This window comes from Rhodanobacter sp. KK11, assembly GCF_033345435.1.
Taxonomy (GTDB): domain Bacteria; phylum Pseudomonadota; class Gammaproteobacteria; order Xanthomonadales; family Rhodanobacteraceae; genus Rhodanobacter.
The window spans coordinates 1,297,155-1,316,735 of record NZ_JAWPMI010000001.1 but is presented as its reverse complement, the minus strand read 5'-3'; the positions used below and the strand labels follow the sequence as shown (position 1 = coordinate 1,316,735).

The following is a 19,581-nucleotide window of genomic DNA, read 5'->3' as shown; positions in this document are numbered from 1 at the left end:
CTCATGCCAGCATCTTCTCCACCGGCAGCACGAACATCTCGCGCGCGCCGGCCTTCTTGATTTCTTCCAGCTGCCGCCAGCTCACCTCGCCGGCGCACAGCGCCTGCAGCATCAACTGGTCCGGCTGGCCGGCCACCGGCAGCAGGGTCGGCTGCGGGCCGCCGGGCAAAAGGCGGGTGACCGCCTCCAGCGCGTGACGCGGGGTCTGCAGCAGCAGCAGGCGCGACTCGCGCACCTGGATCACCCCGTCCAGCCGCTTCAGCAGCAGCTCCAGCAGATCGCCTCGCTCGTCCGCCGGCAATGCCTGCGGCCCGGCCAGCACCGCTTCGCTCTGCAGCAGCACGTCGGCCTCGCGCAGTTGGTTCGCCACCAGCGTGCCGCCGCTCTGCACCAGGTCGCAGATCGCATCGGCAGTGCCCAGCTTCGGCGCGATCTCGACCGAACCGGCCAGGGTCACCACGCCGGCGTCGATCCCCTGCGTCCGCAGCCACTCGCCGAGCAGACCGGGGTAGGAGGTCGCGATGCGCCGACCCTGCAGTTGCCGCGGCTCGCGATAGTCCAGCTCCTGCGGCACCGCGATCGACAGCCGACAACGGCCGAAACCGAGCGGACGCAGTTCGCTCAGCGGTTCGGCCTCGCGCCCCGCGGTGAGCCGGAATTCGTCCAGCACGTTGCGCCCGACGATACCCACGTCGCACACGCCCTGCGCGATCAGGCCGGGGATGTCGTCGTCACGCACCAGCAACAGGTCCACCGGCTCGCCTTCGCCGAAACAGAACAGCTTGTCGCGGCTTTGCCGAAAGGTAAGTCCGCAGCGGGCCAGCAGCTCCAGCGCCGGCTCGGTGAGCCGGCCGGATTTCTGCATCGCGATGCGCAATCGGTCGCGCGGCTTCATGCCTTCTTTCTCGTCGTCTGTGCCTGCCGCCGCGAGGCACGGACCGCCGCGGCCAGGTAGCCGCCGTTGCCCTGGTTGAGGTAGCGCGCCACCCGCCCGATGGTGGTGATGCTGACCGCGGTGCGCTCGCGGATCTCCCGGTACGGCATGCCGTCGAGCAGGAACGGCACCACCCGCCAGCGGTCGACCAGCACCTCCAGCTCGGCCGGCGTGCACAGGTCGCCCAGGAAGGCGCTCATTTCTTCGACGTTCTTCAGCGACAGCAATGCCTCGTACAGACTCTGCTCAGCCGACTCGGCGGGAGTTTCCGGATCATGCGATCGACGCTTCATAATGTGCTAATGCGTTAATACAGTGGTGCGCATCATACATGGCATGCGGCACTGCGGCAAACCCTTTCCGCCGGTACCGAAGCGGATCGGTGCCGGCATGCCGGCCGGAGCAGTCCGGCATGTCCGTGTCCCGAAAGCAAAAAACCCCCGCCGAGGCGGGGGTTTTTCAGGACGGATACGGCCGGAACCGATCAGGCCGACTTCTTCTTCGGCGCGGCCTTCTTGGCAGCAGCCGGCTTGGTCACGGTCGGCTTGGTGCCCACCACGGCCGGCAGCACGCCATGCGCACGGGTGTTGCCGTAGCTGCCGCGATAGGTCTTGCCGCGACGGGTCTTGCGATCGCCCTTGCCCATGAGGGAACTCCTTGATTTATTGGGTGAACGGGTATGCATCATAGCAGCGTTCGAAGCCGGACGGGACAATCAGCGCGGCCCGTGCCCAGCGCATTTCCCACCGGCATCGAGGCACTTGCCGGGGTCGACCTGCACGGTCACATGCTGGATGCCGAAACGCTCCAGCAGCATCCGCTTGATCGCCTGCAGGACTTGCGCGCCATCGGCGTGCTCATCAAGCTCGGCGTGCACGGTGGCCATGCGCGACCCCGAGGCCAGCTGCCACACGTGCAGGTGGTGAATGTCGCAGATGCCCGGCGCCGCCGTGCGCAACAAGGTTTCCACCGCACCGGTGTCGATGCCTTCGGGCACGCCTTCGAGCAGGATGTGCGCAGACCTGCGCAGCAGCCGCCACGCACTGCCCAGAATCAGCAGCGACACCAGCAGCGAGAGCGCCGGGTCGGCCCATAGCCAGCCGAACCAGCGGATCGCCAGCGCTGCCAGCACCGCCGCCAGCGAACCGAGCAGGTCGCCGAGCACATGCAGGCTGGCACCGGCCAGGTTGACGTCGTCGTGCGCATGCCCGTGCAGAGTGCGCAGTACCAGCGCATTCACCAGAAGTCCCACCACCGCCACGGCCAGCATCATGCCGGACAGGATCTCCCCGGGGTGCAGCAGCCGCGTTACGGCCTCGTAGACGATCCAGCCGACCAGCACGAACTGGCCCAGCGCATTGACGAACCCGGCCAGCACCTCCATCCGGCCATAGCCGTAGCTGCGCCGTGCATCGGCCGGCCTGGCTGCCATGCGCGCGCCGACCACCGCCAGCAGCAGGGCCAGCGCATCGACCATCATGTGTCCGGCGTCCGCCAGCAGGGCCAGCGAGCCGGACCAGGCGCCGCCGATCACTTCGACCACCATCATCACGGTGGTCAGCACGAACGCAAACAACAACTTGCGGCTGCGCCCGTCGGGTGCAGCACCATGGACGTGCGCGTGGTCGTGGTCGTGCCGGTGGGTGGTGTTCATGCGTGCATGCTAGGAATGGCCGCCGCCGTTACACAATCACCAGCGGATCCACCGCAGTTCAGTGCGCGCACTGCGGGCCGTGCACGTGCGTGCCGTCGCTGCGGCTGTCCAGCCGCAGGTTGGCGAAATGCGCACTGGCCAGCAGCAGGCCGCCGCTGGTCACCAGCACGCTGTGCACGATCGACACGGAGCCGTCGATGTAGACGATGCCAAGCAGCAGCAGGGCCAGCCCGGGCATGGCCAGCCGCAGCGGCAAGGCACGCTGATGCCGGCGATAACCGCGGATCAGGACGAACGAAGCCAGCACGCAGGCGCACAGCACGAAAGCGCGCTCGAAGCGATGGTCGGCCAGGAACCCCAGGCCCAGCAGCGGCAGCAATGCGATCACGAAAGGCAGCAGTGCGCAGTGGATCGCGCACAGGAAGGACGCCATCGCGCCGACGCGATCGGCGGCATGCCACCAGCGGGATTTGTTCGTCTGCTCGGAATCCATCGTCATGCCCGGCGCCGCCAGACATGGCGGCTCAATATCCGGCGAAAGATATGTTACTTTATAACATTGGCGGATGCCATACCCGGCCGCTGCGGCTCAATCCCTGCGGCAATGCCGGCAAGTGCCATGGACTTCCAGCGTCTGCGCCTGCGGGCGGAAGCCGAACGCCTTCGCCTGCGCCTCGATCAGCTCGGCTACCCGCTCGTCGCAGACCTCCTGGGCGCTGGAGCAGGTATCGCAGATCAGGAACGGCACCTGGTGCGCCTCGGCCGGGTGATGGCAGGAAACGAATGCGTTGATCGACTCCAGTTTGTGGATGAAGCCGTTTTCGAGCAGGAAGTCGAGTGCACGATAGACCGTCGGCGGCGCCGCGTTGCCGTGCTTCTCGCGCAGCTGGTCGAGCAGGTCGTAGGCCTTGACCGGCTTGTGCGCGGCCGCGACCAGTTCCAGCACTTCCTTGCGCAGCGGCGTCAGGCGCAAGCCGCGTTCCACGCTGGCACGCTCCACGGCACGCACGAACCCCCTCGCATCATGATGATGCGGATGGCTCGAATGCGGGTTGTGGGCAACATCGTGGCTCAAGCGTTTCACCTCGTACCGGATCATACACTGCGGTCGCGGCGCCGGCGGGCGAGGCTCAGCGCGGCAACGGCGGCGGCCGCGGCGCAGGCCGGGGCCGCGACAGGATCACGATCCAGCCGATCGGCCCCAGCAGCCACGCCCACACCATGCCTTCGAACAGGCGACCGCGCCACCAGCCGAGCAGCGCGCCCACCGCGACGAACAGCAGACTCCACCAGAACATGGCCGCCCACGGCAGCATATTCAACAGGTTGAAAAAGATCTGCCAGAACGCGCCCGGCGCATCGGGATCGACGCCGTGGGTGGCCCTGGCCAGCAGCTCGTCCATGCCGGCTTCAGCGCGTCAGCGGCATGGCCGCAGGCTCACCCCTGCGCCATGGCGATCGCGGCGTCGATGCGCCTGAGCGCCTCGGCGCGGCCGGCCAGGTAGATGGTGTGCTCGATCGACGGCGAGACCTGGGTGCCGGTCATCGCCACCCGCAGCGGCTGGGCGACCTTGCCCATGCCCAGTGCCAGCCGCGCGGCGATCTGCTCGATCACCTGGTGGATCGGCGCGGGCTGCCACTCGACCTCGGCGAGCAGGACCTTCGCCGCCTCGAGCACGGCCGGCGCGCTGTCGTTCCTGAGGTGCTTGGCGACCGCCTTGTCGTCCCACTCGGTGATCGGGCCGTACCAGATCTTCGCGCGCTCGGCCATTTCCTTCAGCGTGTGCACGCGATCGCGCAGCGCCATGATCACGTCGACCGGCGCCGGGCCATGGCTGAAGTCGATGCCGGCGCGCCGCAGGTGCCACTCGAACTCGGCAGCGATCGACTGCGGCTCGTCGGTCTTCAGGTAGTGCTGGTTGAGCCAGGCCAGCTTCTCGGTGTCGAAGCGCGAGGCGGCCTTGTTGACGTCGGCGATGTCGAACAGCGCGATCATCTCCGCGCGCGAGAAGATCTCCTGGTCGCCGTGCGACCAGCCCAGCCGCACCAGGTAGTTGAGCAGCGCGTGCGGCAGGAAGCCGTCGGCGCGGTACTCCATCACGCTGACCGAGTTGGTGCGCTTGGACAGCTTCTTGCCCTCCTTGTCGAGGATCATCGGCAGATGCGCGAACTCCGGCACCGGCGCGCCCAGCGCACGGTAGATGTTGATCTGCCGCGGCGTGTTGTTGACGTGGTCGTCGCCGCGGATCACCTCGGTGATGCCCATGTCGATGTCGTCGACCACCACCGCGAAGTTGTAGGTGGGCCAGCCGTCGGAGCGGAAGATCACCAGGTCGTCCAGCTCGCTGTTGGCGATCTCGATGCGGCCCTTCACCTTGTCCTCGAACACCACCGAGCCTTCGACGGGGTTGCGGAAGCGGATCACCCGGTTCGGGTCGTCGCGGTACGCCTCGTTGCGGTCGCGGTAATAGCCGTTGTAGCGCGGCTTTTCGCCCGCCTTCATGGCTGCCTCGCGCATCGCCTCGATCTCTTCCTTGCTCTCGTAGGCGTAGTAGGCCTTGCCGGCGGCGACCAGCTCGTCGGCGACCTGCTTGTACCGCGCCAGCCGCTGGGTCTGGTAGAACGGACCCTCGTCGGCGTCGAGGTCGAGCCAGTGCATGGCGTCGAGGATCGCCTGCACCGCCTCGTCGGTGGAGCGCTCGCGGTCGGTGTCCTCGATGCGCAGGATGAACTGGCCGCCGCGGCGACGCGCCTCCAGCCAGCAATACAGCGCGGTGCGCGCGCCGCCGATGTGCAGGAAGCCGGTGGGACTGGGGGCGAAACGGGTGCGGACGGTCATCGGGATATCGGCGGACTGAGGGCTGGAACCGCCGATTTTAACCGATCCGTCGTCCGCCCCCGCCGCCGCGGTCACTTCACATGGATGGTGATCTTCTTCGACACCACGGCCGGCTCGAACGGCACGTGGTTCTGGTCGCCCAGTTCCAGCTGCAGGGTGTGCGTGCCCGGCTTCAGCTTCAAGGTGGTTTCGGTCTGGCCGCCACCGAAGTGGAGGTGGTTGGCGTCGTTCGGGATCGGCTGACCGGCGGCGGGCAGCTCCTTCACGTCGACCAGCAAGTGGTGGTGACCGGTATGTTCCCTGACCACCCCGGCCGGCGCCACGCCCATGCCCTTGAGACCGAAGCGCACGGTGACTTCCTGCCCCACGGTGGCACCGTCGGCGGGCGCAATGATGTAGACCTCGGCACCGGCAGGAGCCGGCGTGACCGGCAGGCCGGAGGGGGCCTCGGCGGCCAGCGCGGCACCACTCAATCCGGCCAGGGCCAAGGCAAGCATGATGCGTTTCATCGAAAGGTCTCCGTGTGTTGGTAGAACGCCCGAGTGTAAGCGCAGCGTCATGCGCTGGCCACGCCAGCGCAATGCCGCGGCGCGAAGCTGCGTCCAGCCCGCCTGGACCTCGTCATGCGCATCGGCATCGTCAGCGAAACCTATCCACCGGAAATCAACGGCGTCGCGCTGACCGTGCACAGCCTTGCCGCCGGGCTCGCTGCCCGCGGTCACTGCATCGACCTGATCCGCCCGCGCCAGCCGCAGCCGCACAGCGACGAATCCGGCATCGACGTGCTCGAACTGCGCGGCGGTGCCCTGCCCCGCTATCCAGGCCTGCGCTTCGGCCTGCCGGCCGGCCGCGCGCTGCGCCGACGCTGGTCGCAGCATCGTCCCGATGCCGTCTACGTCGCCACCGAGGGGCCGCTCGGCTGGTCGGCCACGCGTATCGCCAGGGAGCTGGGCATACCGCTCAGCAGCGGCTTCCATACCCGCTTCGACAGCTATGCCAGCCACTATGGTCTGGGCCTGCTCACACCGCTGGTGCGCGGCTACCTGCGCCGCTTCCACCAACGCGCCGCCGCCACGCTGGTGCCGACCGACGCGCTTGCACGGGAGTTGCACTGCATGGGGATCACCAATGCACGCCTGCTGCGCCGCGCGGTGGACACGCAATTGTTCCACCCGAACCGGCGCGACGAAGCCCTGCGCGCCAGCTGGGGCGTGGACGCCGCCACGCCGGTGGCGCTTTACGTCGGGCGCATCGCGCCGGAGAAGAACCTCGACCTCGCGGTACAGGCCTTTCGCGCGATCCGCCAACAGGTGCCGCAGGCACGCTACGTCTGGGTCGGCGACGGCCCGGCCCGCGCCGCGCTGCAAGCCGCACATCCGGATTTCATCTTCGCCGGCGTCCAGCGCGGCGAGGCACTGGCGCGGCACTACGCCAGCGCCGACCTGTTCCCGTTCCCCAGCCTCAGCGAGACCTTCGGCAACGTGATCATCGAGGCGCTGGCCGCCGGCCTGCCGGTGGTGGCGTACGCCGAAGGCGCCGCGCGCGAGCATCTCGCCGACGGCGTCAACGGCTACTGCATCGCGTCGGGCAACGCCGCGGCCTTCATCGAGGCGGTGGCGAAACTGGCCGGTAACCCGGCGCTGATCCGGCACATGGGCCGCGCCGCCCACGCCGGCATGGCCGGGCTTTCGCCGGACGCGGTGATCCGCGATTTCGAGAACCTGCTGCGCGAAATGGCCCAGGAGAACCTGCATGAACACGCCACCGTCGCAGCCCACGTCTGAGCTTCTGCCCGGGCCGCGTTTCGCGCTGGACCGCCGCGTCTGCGTGATCGCCAACCACTGGGGCGCCCGGCGCATGGTGGGCCTGTTCTTCGGCATGATCAGCCGGCTCGGCGACGGCGTGTTCTGGTACGCACTGATGGTCGCGCTCGCCGTGCTCGGCGGCCAGCGCGGCATCGCCGCCGCCGCACACATGGCGGTCACCGGACTGGCCGCTTTGCTGCTGTACCGCCTGCTGAAGCGCTGGACGCGTCGCCCGCGGCCCTACCGCGCCTGCCCCGGCGTGATCGCGCACGTGCCACCGCTGGACGAGTTCAGCTTTCCGTCCGGTCACACGCTGCAGGCAGTGGGCTTCAGCATCGTGGCGCTGGCCTGGTACCCGGCACTGGCGCCGCTGCTGCTGGTTTTCACCGCGCTGGTCGCCGCCTCTCGGGTGATCCTCGGACTGCACTATCCCAGCGACGTGCTGGCAGCCATCGCGATCGGTGGCGTGCTCGGCAGCGCTTCATTGTGGCTGGCGAGCATGTAGCCACTGGGCAGATTCTGCGCACGCCGTCGGCTGGGCCTTTGCGCTCAGGCACATAGCTCACTTGTCCACAGGCTGTGCCGCGTACCTTCCACAACGGCTGTGGAGAACTTCGCGCCGCCGCGCAAAAGCCCGCCAAAGTGAGGCAAGTGACTGAGCGGCAAGCCGCGGAGCGTCCTTTTCCACAGGCTTGGCCACACCGTTTCCACTCCTGCGGTGGAAAACCCGCGTGCCGGAAACGACGATCGGGCCGGCATCACGCCGCGCGCGGCGCCTTCTGCAGCAGGCCGAGCAGGTCGGCCAGCTTGTCGCGCATCTCGCGGCGGTCGACGATCAGGTCGATGGCGCCATGGTCGAGCAGGAATTCCGAACGCTGGAAGCCTTCCGGCAGCGTCTCGCGCACGGTCTGCTCGATCACCCGCGGTCCGGCGAAGCCGATCAGCGCCTTCGGCTCGCCGATGTTGATGTCGCCGAGCATCGCCAGGCTGGCGGAGACGCCGCCGGTAGTCGGGTTGGTCAGCACGCTGATGTACGGCACGCCGGCGTCGCGCAGGCGCGCCAGCGCGGCGGAGGTCTTGGCCATCTGCATCAGCGAGAACAGCGCCTCCTGCATGCGTGCGCCGCCGGTGGCGGAGAAGCACACCAGCGCGCTCCGATCGGCCAGCGCGCGCTCGGCGGCACGGGCGAACTTCTCGCCGACCACCGAACCCATCGAGCCACCCATGTAGGCGAACTCGAACGCCGTCGCCATCAGCGGGCGCCCCTTGAGTCGGCCGCTCATCGCGACCATCGCGTCCTTCTCGCCGATCTTCTTCTGGGTGGCGGCGATGCGGTCACGGTATTTCTTGGAGTCGCGGAACTTCAATGGATCAGTCGGCTCCAGGCCGGCCCACAGTTCCTGCGCCGAACCGTCGTCGAGCAGTGCATCGAGCCGCACCCGCGCGCCGATGTAGTGGTGATGGCCGCACTTGGGGCAGACCATCAGGTTGCGCTCCAGCTCCGGCTTGTACAGCACCGTGCCGCAACCGCCGCACTTCTCCCACACGCCCTCGGGCACCGAGCCCTTGCCGCCGTTCGAAGCGTGCGGGCGGGTGCGCGGGTTCATGATTTTCTGCAGCCAATTCATTGCATCACCCTGACTGTTCGCGAGCGCGCCGCCATCCGGCGGTGCGTACTCTCAATGTGCATCCAGCGCGGCGCGAATCGGCGCCAGAAACGCCTGCGTGCGCCGGGCGATGTCCTTCGCGTCCGTCGCCCCGGCCAGCCGCTCCACCAGCGCGCTGCCGATCACCACCGCATCGGCGAAAGCGGCGATCGCCTGCGCACTCGCCGCATCGCGGATGCCGAAACCGACCGCCACCGGCGCCTTCGCGCGCGCCCGCACGTCGGCCACGCGCGCGGCGATGTCGCCGGTGCTCAAGTGTGCCGCACCGGTGATGCCGGCAAACGAGACATAGTACAGGAAACCTTCGGCCGCACCGCACAACTGCGCCATACGCGAGGGTTCGGTGGTCGGCGCGGCGAGCAGGATCTGCTGCAGGCCAGCCTCGCGCAGCGGCTGCAGCACCGCCGCTTCCTCCAGCGGGCAATCCACCAGCAACACGCCGTCGACGCCGGCCTGCGCGGCCTCCTGCGCGAAGCGCGCGTAGCCGTGGATCTCGACCGGGTTCAAGTAACCCATCAGCACGATCGGCGTATCGGCGTCGCGCTGGCGGAAGGCGGCCACCCAGCCCAGCACGTCGGCCAGCCCCACGCCCTTCGCGATCGCCCGCTCGCTGGCGTGCTGGATCACCGGGCCATCGGCCATCGGATCGGAGAACGGCACGCCCAGCTCGATCAGGTCGGCGCCCGACTCGACCAGCGCATGCATCATCGACACCATGTGCTCGGGCGACGGATCGCCGGCGGTGACGAACGGGATCAGGCCGGTGCGGCCGGCGGCTTTCAGCGCGGCGAAACGGCGGTCGATGCGGCTCATACCTCGACTCCTTCGCGTGCGGCGATCGTGTGCACGTCCTTGTCACCGCGGCCGGACAGGTTGCACAGCACGATGCCGTCCTGCGGATACTCGCGCGCCAGCTTGATCGCCTGCGCCACCGCGTGGCTGGATTCCAGCGCGGCGAGGATACCCTCGGTGCGCGCCAGCAGGTGGAACGCGGCCAGCGCCTCGTCGTCGGTGACGCCCACGTACTCGGCGCGGCCGGCGTCCTTGAGGAACGCGTGTTCGGGGCCGACGCCGGGATAGTCGAGGCCGGCCGAGACCGAATGCGTCTCGGTGATCTGGCCGTCGTCGTCGCACAGCACGTAGGTGCGGTTGCCGTGCAGCACGCCGGGGCGGCCCGCCGCAAGCGAGGCCGCGTGATGGCCGGTGGCGATGCCCTCGCCCGCCGCCTCGGCGCCCACGATGCGCACTCCGGCGTCGTTGAGGAAGGCGTGGAACAGGCCGATCGCGTTGGAGCCGCCGCCCACGCAGGCGGTCAGCACGTCCGGCAGGCGGCCGTATTCGGCCAGCATCTGCGCGCGTGCCTCGCGTCCCACGATGGCGTTGAAGTCGCGCACCATCATCGGATACGGATGCGGGCCGGCCACGGTGCCGATGATGTAGAAGGTGTCGGCCACGTTGGTGACCCAGTCGCGCATCGCCTCGTTCAGCGCATCCTTCAAGGTCTTCGAGCCGGAAGTGACCGGCACCACCTCGGCGCCGAGCAGCTTCATGCGGTAGACGTTGATCTTCTGCCGCTCGATGTCGGTGGCGCCCATGTAGACCACGCACTTCAGGCCCAGCCGCGCGGCTACCGTGGCGCTGGCCACGCCGTGCTGGCCGGCGCCGGTCTCGGCGATGATGCGGGTCTTGCCCATGTGCCGCGCCACCAGCGCCTGGCCCACGGTATTGTTGATCTTGTGCGCGCCGGTGTGATTCAAGTCTTCGCGCTTCAGGAGGATGCGCGCGCCGCCCACGTGCCGGGTCAGCCGCTCGGCGAAATACACCGGGCTGGGGCGACCCACGTAGTGCGTGAGGTCGCGGTCCAGTTCGGCGATGAACGCGGGATCCTGGCGCAGGCGCAGGTAGGCTTCGGTCAGTTCGGCCAGCGGCGCCATCAGGGTCTCGGCGACGTAGCTGCCGCCGTAGTTGCCGAAGCGGCCGTGCGCGTCGGGGTAAGCGTTGTAGTCCACGATCTTGCTCATGTCGTCACTCGATGCAGGGGGTAGGAGCGCACCCTGTGCGCGATGCTTTTGCCCGGCTTCCGAGAAAAGCATCGCGCACAGGGTGCGCTCCTACAGGCAAGCGGCCATCTTAGCGGCAAGCCCGGCCGAACGGGATCACAGATAACGGCGGATGGAAGCACGCGCCTCGGCCAGTTGCTCCGGCGTCAGCGGCCCGAGGATGCCGCGCCGCCCGGCGGGGATGTGCGCAACAGGGTCCCCGTCGCCGAAGACGTAATGGTCCAGCAGCGTCCTCCATGCGCCTCGCTGCGCCGGCGGCAGCGTGCGGAATGCGAGGACACAATGCATCAGGCAGCCCAACACGGTGTCCGCCGCGTAACCGGCCGGGCGCACCGGCTGCCACCAGTAGTTCACCAGCGCGTTGATCCGCTGCAGCGATTCGACGTGGTGCCACCACAGCGGCGGGATGTAGATGGCGTCGCCGGGATGCAGCTCCGCCACCTGCGCTTCGGCCAGCGCCAGCTTCAGGCGGGGGAAGCGCGGGTCGTCGGGGCGATCGAGCCGGGCGATGCTTATCGCCGCACCGGTGGGTGCGAAATCCAGCGGCCCCACGTACAGGTTGCGCACCTGCTCGGGTGCGAACAGGGTGAAGCGCCGCACGCCGCAGACCACGCAGGCGATGTTGTGGTACTCGTCGAAGTGCGCCGGCGTGGTGACCCGGTTGCCGATCCAGATGCGCGGCTGGATCGCGCGGTCGAGGAACGGCAGCGCGTGGTTCTCCAGCAGGCCGGGCAGGCAGCCGGCAACCGGCGCGCTCTGGATCGCCAGGCCCGGCGCGTCGCCCCGGCGACTGTACTGCGCCAGCCGCTGCAGGCCCTGCCCGATCGAGATGCGGTGATGGGTGTAGTTGAAACCGTCGAAAGCGGCGTTGTAGCCGATCACGCCCTGCTGCTCCGGGGACATCAGCAACGCGTCGACCTCGCTGCCGTTGTCGAGCGCGGCGAGTCCGCGGGCGAATGCGTCGTCCGATTGCCGCGCCCAACCGACCATCGGCCAGTCGCGGCACAGACCGCGGATCACCAGCGGCCTGGCACGCTCGACCAGCTCGGCGAGCACGGGCGGGCGAACGCCGGCGTGCTCCTCGATGGCCGCAGGTGCACCGCTCACGCTGCGTCCGCCGCGCGCACCGCGCGAATGAAAGCTTCCAGCCGGGCCGGGTCCTTGACTCCCGGCGCCGACTCCACGCCGCTGGCCACGTCCACCGCCCACGGCCGCGTGGCGCGCACCGCGTCACCCACGTTGCCGGCATGCAGGCCGCCAGCCACCACCACCGGCTGCGCCAGTCCGCGCGGCAGCAGCGACCAGTCGAAGGCGCGGCCGCCGCCGCCTGCCGCGCCTGCCGCGTGGCCGTCCAGCAGCAGGCCGGTGGCCCGCGGATACGCCTGCAGCTGCGCCAGCGCGGCAGCCCCCTCGCCCATCGCGATCGCCTTCAGGTAGGGGCGGCCGAATTGCGCGCACCAGTCGTCGCTTTCGTCGCCGTGGAACTGCAGCAGCGCCGGCTGCAACTCGTCGAGCACCCGGTTCACCAGCGCCGCCTCGTCGTCCATGAACAGCGCCACGCTGGCCACGAACGGCGGCAGTGCCAGCATGATCGCGCGCGCCTGCGCCAGCGTCACCTGCCGCCGGCTGCGCGCGGTGAACACCAGCCCGATGGCGTCGGCGCCGAGTTGCGCGGCGAGCAGCGCGTCGCCGACCCGGGTCATGCCGCAGCACTTGATGCGGGTCACTGGCTCACCTCGCGCGGCAGGCCCCAGTGCGACTCGTAACGCGGGCCGATGAAGGTGAGCCCCGTGGCCGGCGCCGTCGGCCCGGCCACCTGGCGGTCGCGACCGGCCAGCAATTCGCCCAGCCACGCCACCGGCTGCTCGCCGCGGCCGATCGGCAGCAGCGAGCCGACGATGTTGCGCACCATGTGGTGCAGGAACGCGTTCGCCTCGATGTCGACGGACACTTGTTCGCCCTCGCGCCGCACTTCTGCCGCCAGCACGCAGCGGCGCGGGTGCGTGGCCTGGCAGGACGAGGCGCGGAACGCGCTGAAATCGTGCTCGCCCAGCAGCGCCTGGGCGGCATCGTGCATGCGTGCGGTGTCCAGCGGCAGGCGCTCCCAAGTGACGTAGCGTGCATCCAGCGCCGCGCGTACCGGCCGGTTGAGGAGGTGGTAACGGTAGCGCCGGCTGCGCGCCGCGTAGCGTGCGTGGAAACTGTCCGGCACCGGCTGCGCCCACAGCACCGCCACGCTGGACGGCAGGTTGGAACAGGCGCCGAGCACCCAACTGCGCATGTCGCGGCGCGCCTCGCTGTCGAAGTGCACCACCTGGCAGCGGCCGTGCACGCCGGCGTCGGTGCGCCCCGCGCAGCTGACCTCGACCGCATGGTCGGCGACCTTCGACAACGCCTGCTCCAGCGCTCCCTGCACGCTGACCTCATCCTTCAGCCGCTGCCAGCCGCTGAAGTCGGTGCCGTCGTATTCGATGCCCAGGGCAATGCGCATGAAATCGTGCAATGGTTCGCCGAAAGAGGAAAGATTAGCAGCCCGCAACGGCATCGGGCCGGCAAGAGCCGGCCCGATGCGTCAGGCAAACGGCAGCCCGACGGTTCAGTGCAGGCTGTCGAGCAAGCGCTTGGCGACATCCTTCTGCATCTGGCTGCCTTCCCTGACCACTTCGCCGAGCATGGCGCGGGCGCCTTCGGCATCGCCCATGTCGATATAGGCCCGGGCCAGGTCGAGCTTGGTATCCACCGGATCGTCGCTGAGCTCGCCCAGGTCATGGCCCGGGTCGTCTGCCAGGTGCGCGCTGTCCTCCTCGTCGAAGTGCCAGCTCGACACCGGCTCGGCCGGCGCCGGCTGGCTGGCCGCCAACGGCGCGACCACGGTGGCATCGTCCGCTGCGGCAGAAGGACGGGATGCCGGCTCGGCCGCCGCCGGGGTCAGGTCGAAGTTGAAGTTGTACTCGCTGACGGGCTTGGGCCCGCTCGGCGGTAGCGGCGGCATCGAGGAGACCACCGTGGGCGCGTCGCCCCCGTCAGCATAGTCCTCGATGTCGAACTCGCTGCGCGCGGCAGCGTTCCCGGACGCAACCGGCTCGACGTGGTGGTCGAACAGCGGGTGACCAGGCACCAGGTCCTCGCCCATGTGCAGCACGTCCTGCCACTCGTCCTGCTGCGGGTCGGTGATATGCGCGTACATCGCCTCGGCCGCTGCCTCGAAGTGCTCGACGTCACGGCGCGAGTAGTACAGGGTGACCAGCTCCAGGTGCAGGCCGATGTCGTCGGGGTGCTCGGCCAACTGGTCGAGCAATTCGTCCTGGTCGACGTCGTCACCCAGGAGATCCTGGCCGGCAGCGGGCGTCGAGCCGAAACGATCGGCCAGCGACGGCGCCGCCTTCGACGCGTCGGCGCCCGGCTTGCGCCGACGGCCCCGCATGGCCAGCAGGATCAGCAGTACGATCGCGCCGCCTCCGGCTGCCCAGGCCCAGGTCTGCATGTACCACGGCTGTTCGACAGCCGGCCTGCTGGCCGCGGGCGACTTGGCGGGGTTGCTCACCGGTTTGGCCGGCGCCGGTGTCGCGATGGGCGGGGTCGCCACCGACACGCCACTGGCCGGCGCGTGGGCCACATCGGAAGCACCGCTCGACGTGACGGCCGCCGTCGAACCCGCAGCAACCGGGGCCGTCGCCACGCTGGCGGCGGTGCTGGCGGTGGCGGTTTCCAGTTTTTCTGCCGACGCCTCTGCCGGCGATGTCGCCGCGGCAGTCTTGGCGATACTGGCGGCAGCCGCGGGCGGCATGCCGGCTGCTTTGCGCGCCGCGGCCAGCTTGGCCTGCAGTTCGGCGATCTCGTTGTCCTTCAGCGACAGCAAGCGCTCGTTCTTGCTGTTGATATCCGCCAGATCCTTCAGGCGGCTTTTCAGGTCGGTGCTCTGCTGCTGCAGACTGGCCAGGCTTTCCTGCGTGCGCAGGAGGTCCTGGCGAAGGCTGGCGCTGGACTTGTCGCCAGCTCCGCTGCCGCGGCGGCCTCCCGCGTTGTTCTCCTTCGCCGGCACCAGGGCAAGCCGATCGCCGGTGTCCGGCGCACTGGCGGGCGCAGCGGAGCCGGCGGCACGGGCGGCGGCGTCGGCCACCACCGTGGGCTTGCCCGGCACACCGGCGCGCCAGTCGCTGTTCTGCCGGCGCACTTCGGCGGCCGCGGCGGCAATCGTCATGGCCTGCGCCTCGGCCGCTGTCGGCACGCGAAGCACAGCGCCGCTCTTCAGCGCGTTGATGTTGTTGCGGTAGAACGCGTCAGGGTTGGCCTGTTGCAGCGCCAGCATCACTTGCTGCACGTCCGCGCCGGCTGGCGCCACGCTGCGCGCGATGCTCGACAGCGTCTGACCGCGCTCGACCGGCCCGTATTGGCCGTTGCTGACCGCCGGGGTTGCCGGCCTCGGCCGCTGGACCGGCGCAGGCGCCGCCGGGCGCGGCTGGGCCGCTGCCGGTGCAGTGGTCGAAGCCTGGGCACGCTGCGCCGGCTGGCTCGGCACCGGCGCAGCGGCCACCGCAGCATTCGGCGGGTCGAGCAGGATGGCGTACTCGCGCACGCTCTTGCCGGCCTTGCCGTTCACTTCGATCAGCAGGTCGAGGAAGGGATCGTCCACTGGCGTGCTGCTGGTGATGCGGATGACCGGTTGGGCGCCGGCGTTCGCCACACTGAAATGCAGCGGGATGGCGGTACGTCCGCCGACGATGCCCGCGCGCGCAAAATCTTCGCTGGAGGCCAACTGGACGGTGAGTCCCTGCAGCTCTGCCGGATTCTCGGGGTGCAGCGGAATCTCGGCCAGCAGCGGCTGCCCCAACGCCGATTTGACCTGGATCTGGCCGAGGTCCACCGCCATGACCTGGCTGCTGCCCAGCGCCAGCGCGACCAGCAGCGACAACTTCAACGAACGATTCATTGCATGTTCCCCCGAACGATCCTGGCGCGACTCTTTTTATTCATGACGTTGCCGCAACGGCGGCCACAGCCCCAAACGAGGTGCCACTTTAGTTACAAGCAGGCCAATCAACAATAGCTGCCGCGAACACTTGCAGTGCATTGCTGCGGTGCGTTCTCACGCAACGGCACTTCTCAGCGCGCGCCCGAGGCCGCCCTGGCCTGCAACTCGTGCAGCTGTTTCTGCAACTCGGCGATGGTCTTGTCCTGCCGCTGCAGCCGTTCGCTGGCCCGCCTGCTGTCCGATTCCTGCCGCCCGAGATCCTGCTTCAGACGCGCCACCTCGGCCTGGCCGCTGACCAGTTGTCGCTGCGCCGCCGACAGCGATTTTGCCGACGCCGGCGCGGTCGGCAGCGACTTCGCCCGGTCGCCGGCCCAAGCCGCCGACATCAGCATGAGTCCAGCGATTACAAGGAGTTGCATCCAACGCATCTAGAGATAGTCCTCGATCAGCAATTCGGCGATCTGCACCGCGTTCAGCGCCGCGCCCTTGCGGATGTTGTCCGAGACGATCCACAGATCCAGCCCGCGCTCGTGCGAGATGTCCTCGCGAATTCGCCCCACGTACACCGCGTCGTTGCCCGCCGCTTCGCCCACCGGGGTCGGATAGCCGCCCGGCTTGCGCTCGTCCACCAGCACCACACCCGGCGCCTGACGCAGCAGTTCGCGGGCCTCGGCGGCGGTGATCTTGTCGCCAGTCTCGATGTGCACCGCCTCCGAATGGCCGTAAAACACCGGCACGCGTACCGCGGTCGGGTTCACCTGGATCGACTCGTCCTCCAGGATCTTGCGGGTCTCCCATACCAGCTTCATCTCTTCCTTGGTGTAGCCGTTCGGCTGAAAATCGTCGATCTGCGGGATCACATTGAACGCGATCTGGACCGGGAATTTCTTGCCCGGTTCCACGCTTTGGAAGTTCAGCAGCGCCGCGGTCTCCCGGCCCAGCTCCTCCATCCCGCTGCGGCCGGCACCGGATACCGACTGGTAGGTGGCCACGTTGATCCGCTCGATGCCCACCGCCCGATGGATCGGCGCCAGCGCCACCAGCATCTGCATGGTCGAGCAGTTGGGGTTGGCGATGATGCCGCGGCTGGCGTACTGCGCGATCGCATGCGGATTGACTTCGCTGATCACCAGCGGGATGTCGTCCTGGTAACGGAACTCCGAGGTGTTGTCGATCACCACCGCGCCGGCCGCCGCCGCGCGCGGCGCATGCTCGCGGCTGACCGAGCCGCCGGCGGAGAAGAACGCGATGTCGACGCCGGCGAAGTCGTAGGTATCCAGCAACCGCACGGTGATGTCCTTGCCGCCGAAGCTGATCTTACCGCCGGCCGACCGTTCGCTCGCCAGCGGCACCAGCTCGCTGACCGGGAACTCGCGCTCGGCGAGGATCGCCAGCACGGTCTCGCCGACCGCACCGGTGGCGCCGACCATGGCGACCTTGTAACTGCTCTTCTGACTCATGGAGGCTCTTTTCTTTGGCTCGGGGTTGAAGGCGGGCCAGCCGTCAGGCCAGCACGTTGGGATTGAGGATGGTGGGCGGCCGCCCGGCATGCGGGCCGTGACCGAACAGCGCCAGCACATTGTCCACCGCCAGGGCGGTCATCGCACGGCGGGTTTCGGTGCTGGCGCTGGCAATGTGCGGGCTGAGCACCACGTTGTCCAACTCGAGCAGGCCCGGGTACAGCGCCGGCTCGCCTTCGAACACGTCCAGCCCGGCCGCGGCCAGCCGCCGCTCGCGCAGGGCCGCCGTCAACGCCTTGTCGTCCACGATGCCGCCGCGGGCCACGTTCACCAGCACCGCGGTCGGCTTCATCAGCGCCAGTTCGGGCGCGCCGATGGCGTGCCGGGTCTGCGGCGTCAGCGGCAGCACCAGCACCAGGAAATCGGATTCGCGCAGCAGTTGCTGCTTGTCCACGAAGCGTGCGTTGCAGGCGCGCTCGGTCGCCTCGGGCAACCGCGAACGGTTGTGGTACAGCACCGGCATGCCGAAGCCGACCGCGCGGTGCGCGATGGCCTGACCGATCCGGCCCATGCCGAGGATGCCAAGGGTGCGGCCACGCACGTCGGTGCCCAGCCAGGCCTTGAACTCGGTGGCCTTCCAGTGCCCGGCGCGCAGCCAGCGTTCGGCCGCGGTCATCCGTCGCGCCGCGCCGAGCAGCAGCGCCCAGGCGTAGTCAGCCACGCTCTCGTTGAGCACGTCGGCGGTGTTGGAGACGGCGATGCCCGCCCCGCTCAATGCGTCGAGGTCCAGGTTGTCGTAGCCGACGCCGAGGTTGGCGACGATGCGCAGCCGCTGCGCACCGGCGATTTCCGTCGCACCGATGCGGTCCTTCAGGCCCACGATCGCGGCGTCCTGCGTCGCCAGCCTGGCTGCCAGCTCGGACGGACTGAACTTGCGTTCTTCCGGCTCCACCGTCACCTCGAAGTGCGGCTCGAGCCGGGCGATGATGCCCGGGAAGGTGGGTCGCGAGACCCAGACGCGGGGCTTGTCAGTCATCGGCATGGCTCCGGCTGCAACAGTCGAATCGTCACGGAATGCGCGGCACTACCGCGCCCACGTCGCCGCACTGGGCGCGGTGGCGCAGCGCGTGGTCGATCAGCACCAGCGCCACCATCGCCTCGGCGATCGGGGTGGCGCGGATGCCGACGCAGGGATCGTGGCGGCCCTTGGTCACCACCTCGACCGGCTCGCCGGCCAGGTTCACGCTGCGGCCGGGGATCAGGATGCTGGAAGTGGGCTTCAACGCGATCGAGGCGGTCACCGGCTGGCCGCTGCTGATGCCGCCGAGGATGCCGCCGGCGTGATTGGACGCGAAGCCGCCCATGCCCATCTCGTCGCGATGCTCGCTGCCGCGCTGCGCCACCGCGGCGAAGCCGTCGCCGATCTCCACGCCCTTGACCGCGTTGATCGACATCAGCGCACTGGCCAGGTCGCCATCCAGCTTGCCGTAGATCGGCTCGCCCCAGCCCGGCGGCACGCCGTCGGCGACCACGTTGACGCGCGCGCCGACCGAATCGCCGGACTTGCGCAGCGCGTTGATGTAGTTCTCCAGCGCCGGCACCTGGGCCGCATCGGGCCAGAAGAACGGGTTCTGCTCCACCGCATTCCAGTCGAACGCGTCCGGCACGACCTCGCCGAGCTGCGCCAGGTAGCCGCGCACGCGCACGCCGTGATGCTCGGCCAGCCATTTCTTGGCGACCACCGCCGCGGCCACGCGCATGGTGGTCTCGCGCGCGGAGGAACGCCCGCCGCCGCGCGGGTCGCGAATGCCGTACTTCTGCCAGTAGGTGTAGTCGGCGTGACCGGGCCGGAAGCTCGACGCGATGTCGCCGTAGTCCTTGCTGCGCTGGTCGGTGTTGCGGATCAGCAGCGCGATCGGCGTGCCGGTGGTCTTGCCCTCGTACACGCCTGAGAGGATCTCCACCTCGTCCGCCTCGTGCCGCTGCGAGGTGTAGCGGCTGCGGCCGGTGGCGCGACGCTCGAGGTCGTGGCGAAACTCCTCCGGCGCGATGGCCAGCCCCGGCGGGCAGCCGTCGATCACGCAGCCGATCGCCGGCCCATGGCTTTCACCAAAAGTGGTGACGGTGAACAGTTTGCCGAAGGAATTGCTGGACACGGGGTTTGGACGTCCATTGGGTAATCGGGGCAGC

Annotated in this window: 22 protein-coding genes; 2 read left to right on the top strand and 20 right to left on the bottom strand. The window is 68.9% G+C overall.

Annotated elements, in window-relative coordinates; translation table 11 throughout:
• Position 1: 1 nt before the first annotated feature.
• The 9 genes from hisG to R5H19_RS05800 all read right to left on the bottom strand — a co-directional run bounded on the left by hisG (position 2) and on the right by R5H19_RS05800 (position 5,936).
• Positions 2-895 (bottom strand): ATP phosphoribosyltransferase, encoded by an 894-nt coding sequence (gene hisG, locus R5H19_RS05840; protein WP_318158008.1) that lies wholly within the window; start codon positions 893-895, stop codon positions 2-4.
• On the bottom strand, positions 892-1,227 hold the full coding sequence (locus R5H19_RS05835; RefSeq protein WP_318158007.1) for a YerC/YecD family TrpR-related protein: 336 nt from the start codon (positions 1,225-1,227) through the stop codon (positions 892-894). Before R5H19_RS05835 ends, hisG begins: the two co-directional genes overlap by 4 nt.
• 191 nt (positions 1,228-1,418) lie before the next feature.
• Positions 1,419-1,580 carry a 30S ribosomal protein THX gene (locus R5H19_RS05830; protein ID WP_318158006.1) on the bottom strand — a complete coding sequence of 54 codons (162 nt, stop codon included), beginning with the start codon at positions 1,578-1,580 and terminating at the stop codon, positions 1,419-1,421.
• Between the two features lie 69 nt (positions 1,581-1,649).
• Positions 1,650-2,588, bottom strand: a complete 939-nt coding sequence (locus R5H19_RS05825) for a cation diffusion facilitator family transporter (RefSeq protein WP_318158005.1) — start codon at positions 2,586-2,588, stop codon at positions 1,650-1,652.
• 58 nt (positions 2,589-2,646) lie between these two features.
• Positions 2,647-3,081, bottom strand: coding sequence for a MerC domain-containing protein (locus tag R5H19_RS05820; RefSeq protein WP_318158162.1), 435 nt, complete (start codon positions 3,079-3,081; stop codon positions 2,647-2,649).
• A gap of 96 nt (positions 3,082-3,177) precedes the next feature.
• Positions 3,178-3,687, bottom strand: a complete 510-nt coding sequence (locus R5H19_RS05815; protein WP_318158003.1) for a transcriptional repressor — start codon at positions 3,685-3,687, stop codon at positions 3,178-3,180.
• Between the two features lie 31 nt (positions 3,688-3,718).
• Positions 3,719-3,991 (bottom strand): hypothetical protein, encoded by a 273-nt coding sequence (locus R5H19_RS05810; protein WP_318158002.1) that lies wholly within the window; start codon positions 3,989-3,991, stop codon positions 3,719-3,721.
• A gap of 35 nt (positions 3,992-4,026) precedes the next feature.
• On the bottom strand, positions 4,027-5,427 hold the full coding sequence (gene gltX, locus R5H19_RS05805; protein ID WP_318158001.1) for a glutamate--tRNA ligase: 1,401 nt from the start codon (positions 5,425-5,427) through the stop codon (positions 4,027-4,029).
• A 71-nt stretch (positions 5,428-5,498) separates the two neighbouring features.
• Positions 5,499-5,936 carry a DUF4399 domain-containing protein gene (locus R5H19_RS05800; RefSeq protein WP_318158000.1) on the bottom strand — a complete coding sequence of 146 codons (438 nt, stop codon included), beginning with the start codon at positions 5,934-5,936 and terminating at the stop codon, positions 5,499-5,501.
• 114 nt (positions 5,937-6,050) lie between these two features.
• Between R5H19_RS05800 and R5H19_RS05795 the strand changes: the two genes are divergently transcribed.
• The gene (locus R5H19_RS05795; RefSeq protein ID WP_318157999.1) at positions 6,051-7,211 is read left to right on the top strand and encodes a glycosyltransferase family 1 protein; all 1,161 of its coding nucleotides are present in this window, start codon (positions 6,051-6,053) and stop codon (positions 7,209-7,211) included.
• Positions 7,180-7,737 (top strand): phosphatase PAP2 family protein, encoded by a 558-nt coding sequence (locus R5H19_RS05790; protein WP_318157998.1) that lies wholly within the window; start codon positions 7,180-7,182, stop codon positions 7,735-7,737. Before R5H19_RS05795 ends, R5H19_RS05790 begins: the two co-directional genes overlap by 32 nt.
• A gap of 253 nt (positions 7,738-7,990) precedes the next feature.
• Here R5H19_RS05790 and accD read toward each other — a convergent pair whose 3' ends face one another.
• From accD to aroC, 11 genes are all read right to left on the bottom strand, one after another.
• Positions 7,991-8,860, bottom strand: coding sequence for an acetyl-CoA carboxylase, carboxyltransferase subunit beta (accD, locus tag R5H19_RS05785; RefSeq protein WP_318157997.1), 870 nt, complete (start codon positions 8,858-8,860; stop codon positions 7,991-7,993).
• Between the two features lie 51 nt (positions 8,861-8,911).
• Positions 8,912-9,712: a tryptophan synthase subunit alpha gene (gene trpA, locus R5H19_RS05780; RefSeq protein WP_318157996.1), complete on the bottom strand. Its 801-nt coding sequence runs from the start codon at positions 9,710-9,712 to the stop codon at positions 8,912-8,914.
• The gene (gene trpB, locus R5H19_RS05775) at positions 9,709-10,920 is read right to left on the bottom strand and encodes a tryptophan synthase subunit beta (RefSeq protein ID WP_318157995.1); all 1,212 of its coding nucleotides are present in this window, start codon (positions 10,918-10,920) and stop codon (positions 9,709-9,711) included. The genes trpA and trpB overlap by 4 nt, the downstream gene beginning before the upstream one ends.
• A gap of 135 nt (positions 10,921-11,055) precedes the next feature.
• Positions 11,056-12,066, bottom strand: a complete 1,011-nt coding sequence (locus R5H19_RS05770) for a cupin-like domain-containing protein (RefSeq protein ID WP_318157994.1) — start codon at positions 12,064-12,066, stop codon at positions 11,056-11,058.
• Positions 12,063-12,686, bottom strand: a complete 624-nt coding sequence (locus R5H19_RS05765) for a phosphoribosylanthranilate isomerase (protein WP_318157993.1) — start codon at positions 12,684-12,686, stop codon at positions 12,063-12,065. Before R5H19_RS05765 ends, R5H19_RS05770 begins: the two co-directional genes overlap by 4 nt.
• Positions 12,683-13,450 (bottom strand): tRNA pseudouridine(38-40) synthase TruA, encoded by a 768-nt coding sequence (gene truA, locus R5H19_RS05760; protein WP_318157992.1) that lies wholly within the window; start codon positions 13,448-13,450, stop codon positions 12,683-12,685. The genes R5H19_RS05765 and truA overlap by 4 nt, the downstream gene beginning before the upstream one ends.
• A 105-nt stretch (positions 13,451-13,555) precedes the next feature.
• On the bottom strand, positions 13,556-15,889 hold the full coding sequence (locus tag R5H19_RS05755; RefSeq protein WP_318157991.1) for a FimV/HubP family polar landmark protein: 2,334 nt from the start codon (positions 15,887-15,889) through the stop codon (positions 13,556-13,558).
• A 173-nt stretch (positions 15,890-16,062) separates the two neighbouring features.
• Positions 16,063-16,317 carry a hypothetical protein gene (locus tag R5H19_RS05750; RefSeq protein WP_318157990.1) on the bottom strand — a complete coding sequence of 85 codons (255 nt, stop codon included), beginning with the start codon at positions 16,315-16,317 and terminating at the stop codon, positions 16,063-16,065.
• 42 nt (positions 16,318-16,359) lie between these two features.
• Positions 16,360-17,391: an aspartate-semialdehyde dehydrogenase gene (locus R5H19_RS05745; protein ID WP_318157989.1), complete on the bottom strand. Its 1,032-nt coding sequence runs from the start codon at positions 17,389-17,391 to the stop codon at positions 16,360-16,362.
• Between the two features lie 43 nt (positions 17,392-17,434).
• Complete coding sequence (locus R5H19_RS05740) at positions 17,435-18,427, bottom strand: D-glycerate dehydrogenase (protein ID WP_318157988.1); 993 nt, start codon at positions 18,425-18,427, stop codon at positions 17,435-17,437.
• A gap of 31 nt (positions 18,428-18,458) precedes the next feature.
• Positions 18,459-19,547 carry a chorismate synthase gene (gene aroC / locus R5H19_RS05735; RefSeq protein ID WP_318157987.1) on the bottom strand — a complete coding sequence of 363 codons (1,089 nt, stop codon included), beginning with the start codon at positions 19,545-19,547 and terminating at the stop codon, positions 18,459-18,461.
• Positions 19,548-19,581 lie beyond the last annotated feature (34 nt).

Excerpts from the sequence above, each read along its gene's own strand:
- hisG (WP_318158008.1), bottom strand. The coding sequence starts at position 895 with ATGAAGCCGCGCGACCGATTGCGCATCGCGATGCAGAAATCCGGCCGG.
- R5H19_RS05835 (WP_318158007.1), bottom strand. The coding sequence starts at position 1,227 with ATGAAGCGTCGATCGCATGATCCGGAAACTCCCGCCGAGTCGGCTGAG.
- R5H19_RS05830 (WP_318158006.1), bottom strand. The coding sequence starts at position 1,580 with ATGGGCAAGGGCGATCGCAAGACCCGTCGCGGCAAGACCTATCGCGGC.
- R5H19_RS05825 (WP_318158005.1), bottom strand. The coding sequence starts at position 2,588 with ATGAACACCACCCACCGGCACGACCACGACCACGCGCACGTCCATGGT.
- R5H19_RS05820 (WP_318158162.1), bottom strand. The coding sequence starts at position 3,081 with ATGGATTCCGAGCAGACGAACAAATCCCGCTGGTGGCATGCCGCCGAT.
- R5H19_RS05815 (WP_318158003.1), bottom strand. The coding sequence starts at position 3,687 with ATGATCCGGTACGAGGTGAAACGCTTGAGCCACGATGTTGCCCACAAC.
- R5H19_RS05810 (WP_318158002.1), bottom strand. The coding sequence starts at position 3,991 with ATGGACGAGCTGCTGGCCAGGGCCACCCACGGCGTCGATCCCGATGCG.
- gltX (WP_318158001.1), bottom strand. The coding sequence starts at position 5,427 with ATGACCGTCCGCACCCGTTTCGCCCCCAGTCCCACCGGCTTCCTGCAC.
- R5H19_RS05800 (WP_318158000.1), bottom strand. The coding sequence starts at position 5,936 with ATGAAACGCATCATGCTTGCCTTGGCCCTGGCCGGATTGAGTGGTGCC.
- R5H19_RS05795 (WP_318157999.1), top strand. The coding sequence starts at position 6,051 with ATGCGCATCGGCATCGTCAGCGAAACCTATCCACCGGAAATCAACGGC.
- R5H19_RS05790 (WP_318157998.1), top strand. The coding sequence starts at position 7,180 with ATGAACACGCCACCGTCGCAGCCCACGTCTGAGCTTCTGCCCGGGCCG.
- accD (WP_318157997.1), bottom strand. The coding sequence starts at position 8,860 with ATGAATTGGCTGCAGAAAATCATGAACCCGCGCACCCGCCCGCACGCT.
- trpA (WP_318157996.1), bottom strand. The coding sequence starts at position 9,712 with ATGAGCCGCATCGACCGCCGTTTCGCCGCGCTGAAAGCCGCCGGCCGC.
- trpB (WP_318157995.1), bottom strand. The coding sequence starts at position 10,920 with ATGAGCAAGATCGTGGACTACAACGCTTACCCCGACGCGCACGGCCGC.
- truA (WP_318157992.1), bottom strand. The coding sequence starts at position 13,450 with ATGCGCATTGCCCTGGGCATCGAATACGACGGCACCGACTTCAGCGGC.
- R5H19_RS05755 (WP_318157991.1), bottom strand. The coding sequence starts at position 15,889 with ATGAATCGTTCGTTGAAGTTGTCGCTGCTGGTCGCGCTGGCGCTGGGC.
- R5H19_RS05750 (WP_318157990.1), bottom strand. The coding sequence starts at position 16,317 with ATGTCGGCGGCTTGGGCCGGCGACCGGGCGAAGTCGCTGCCGACCGCG.
- R5H19_RS05745 (WP_318157989.1), bottom strand. The coding sequence starts at position 17,391 with ATGAGTCAGAAGAGCAGTTACAAGGTCGCCATGGTCGGCGCCACCGGT.
- R5H19_RS05740 (WP_318157988.1), bottom strand. The coding sequence starts at position 18,427 with ATGACTGACAAGCCCCGCGTCTGGGTCTCGCGACCCACCTTCCCGGGC.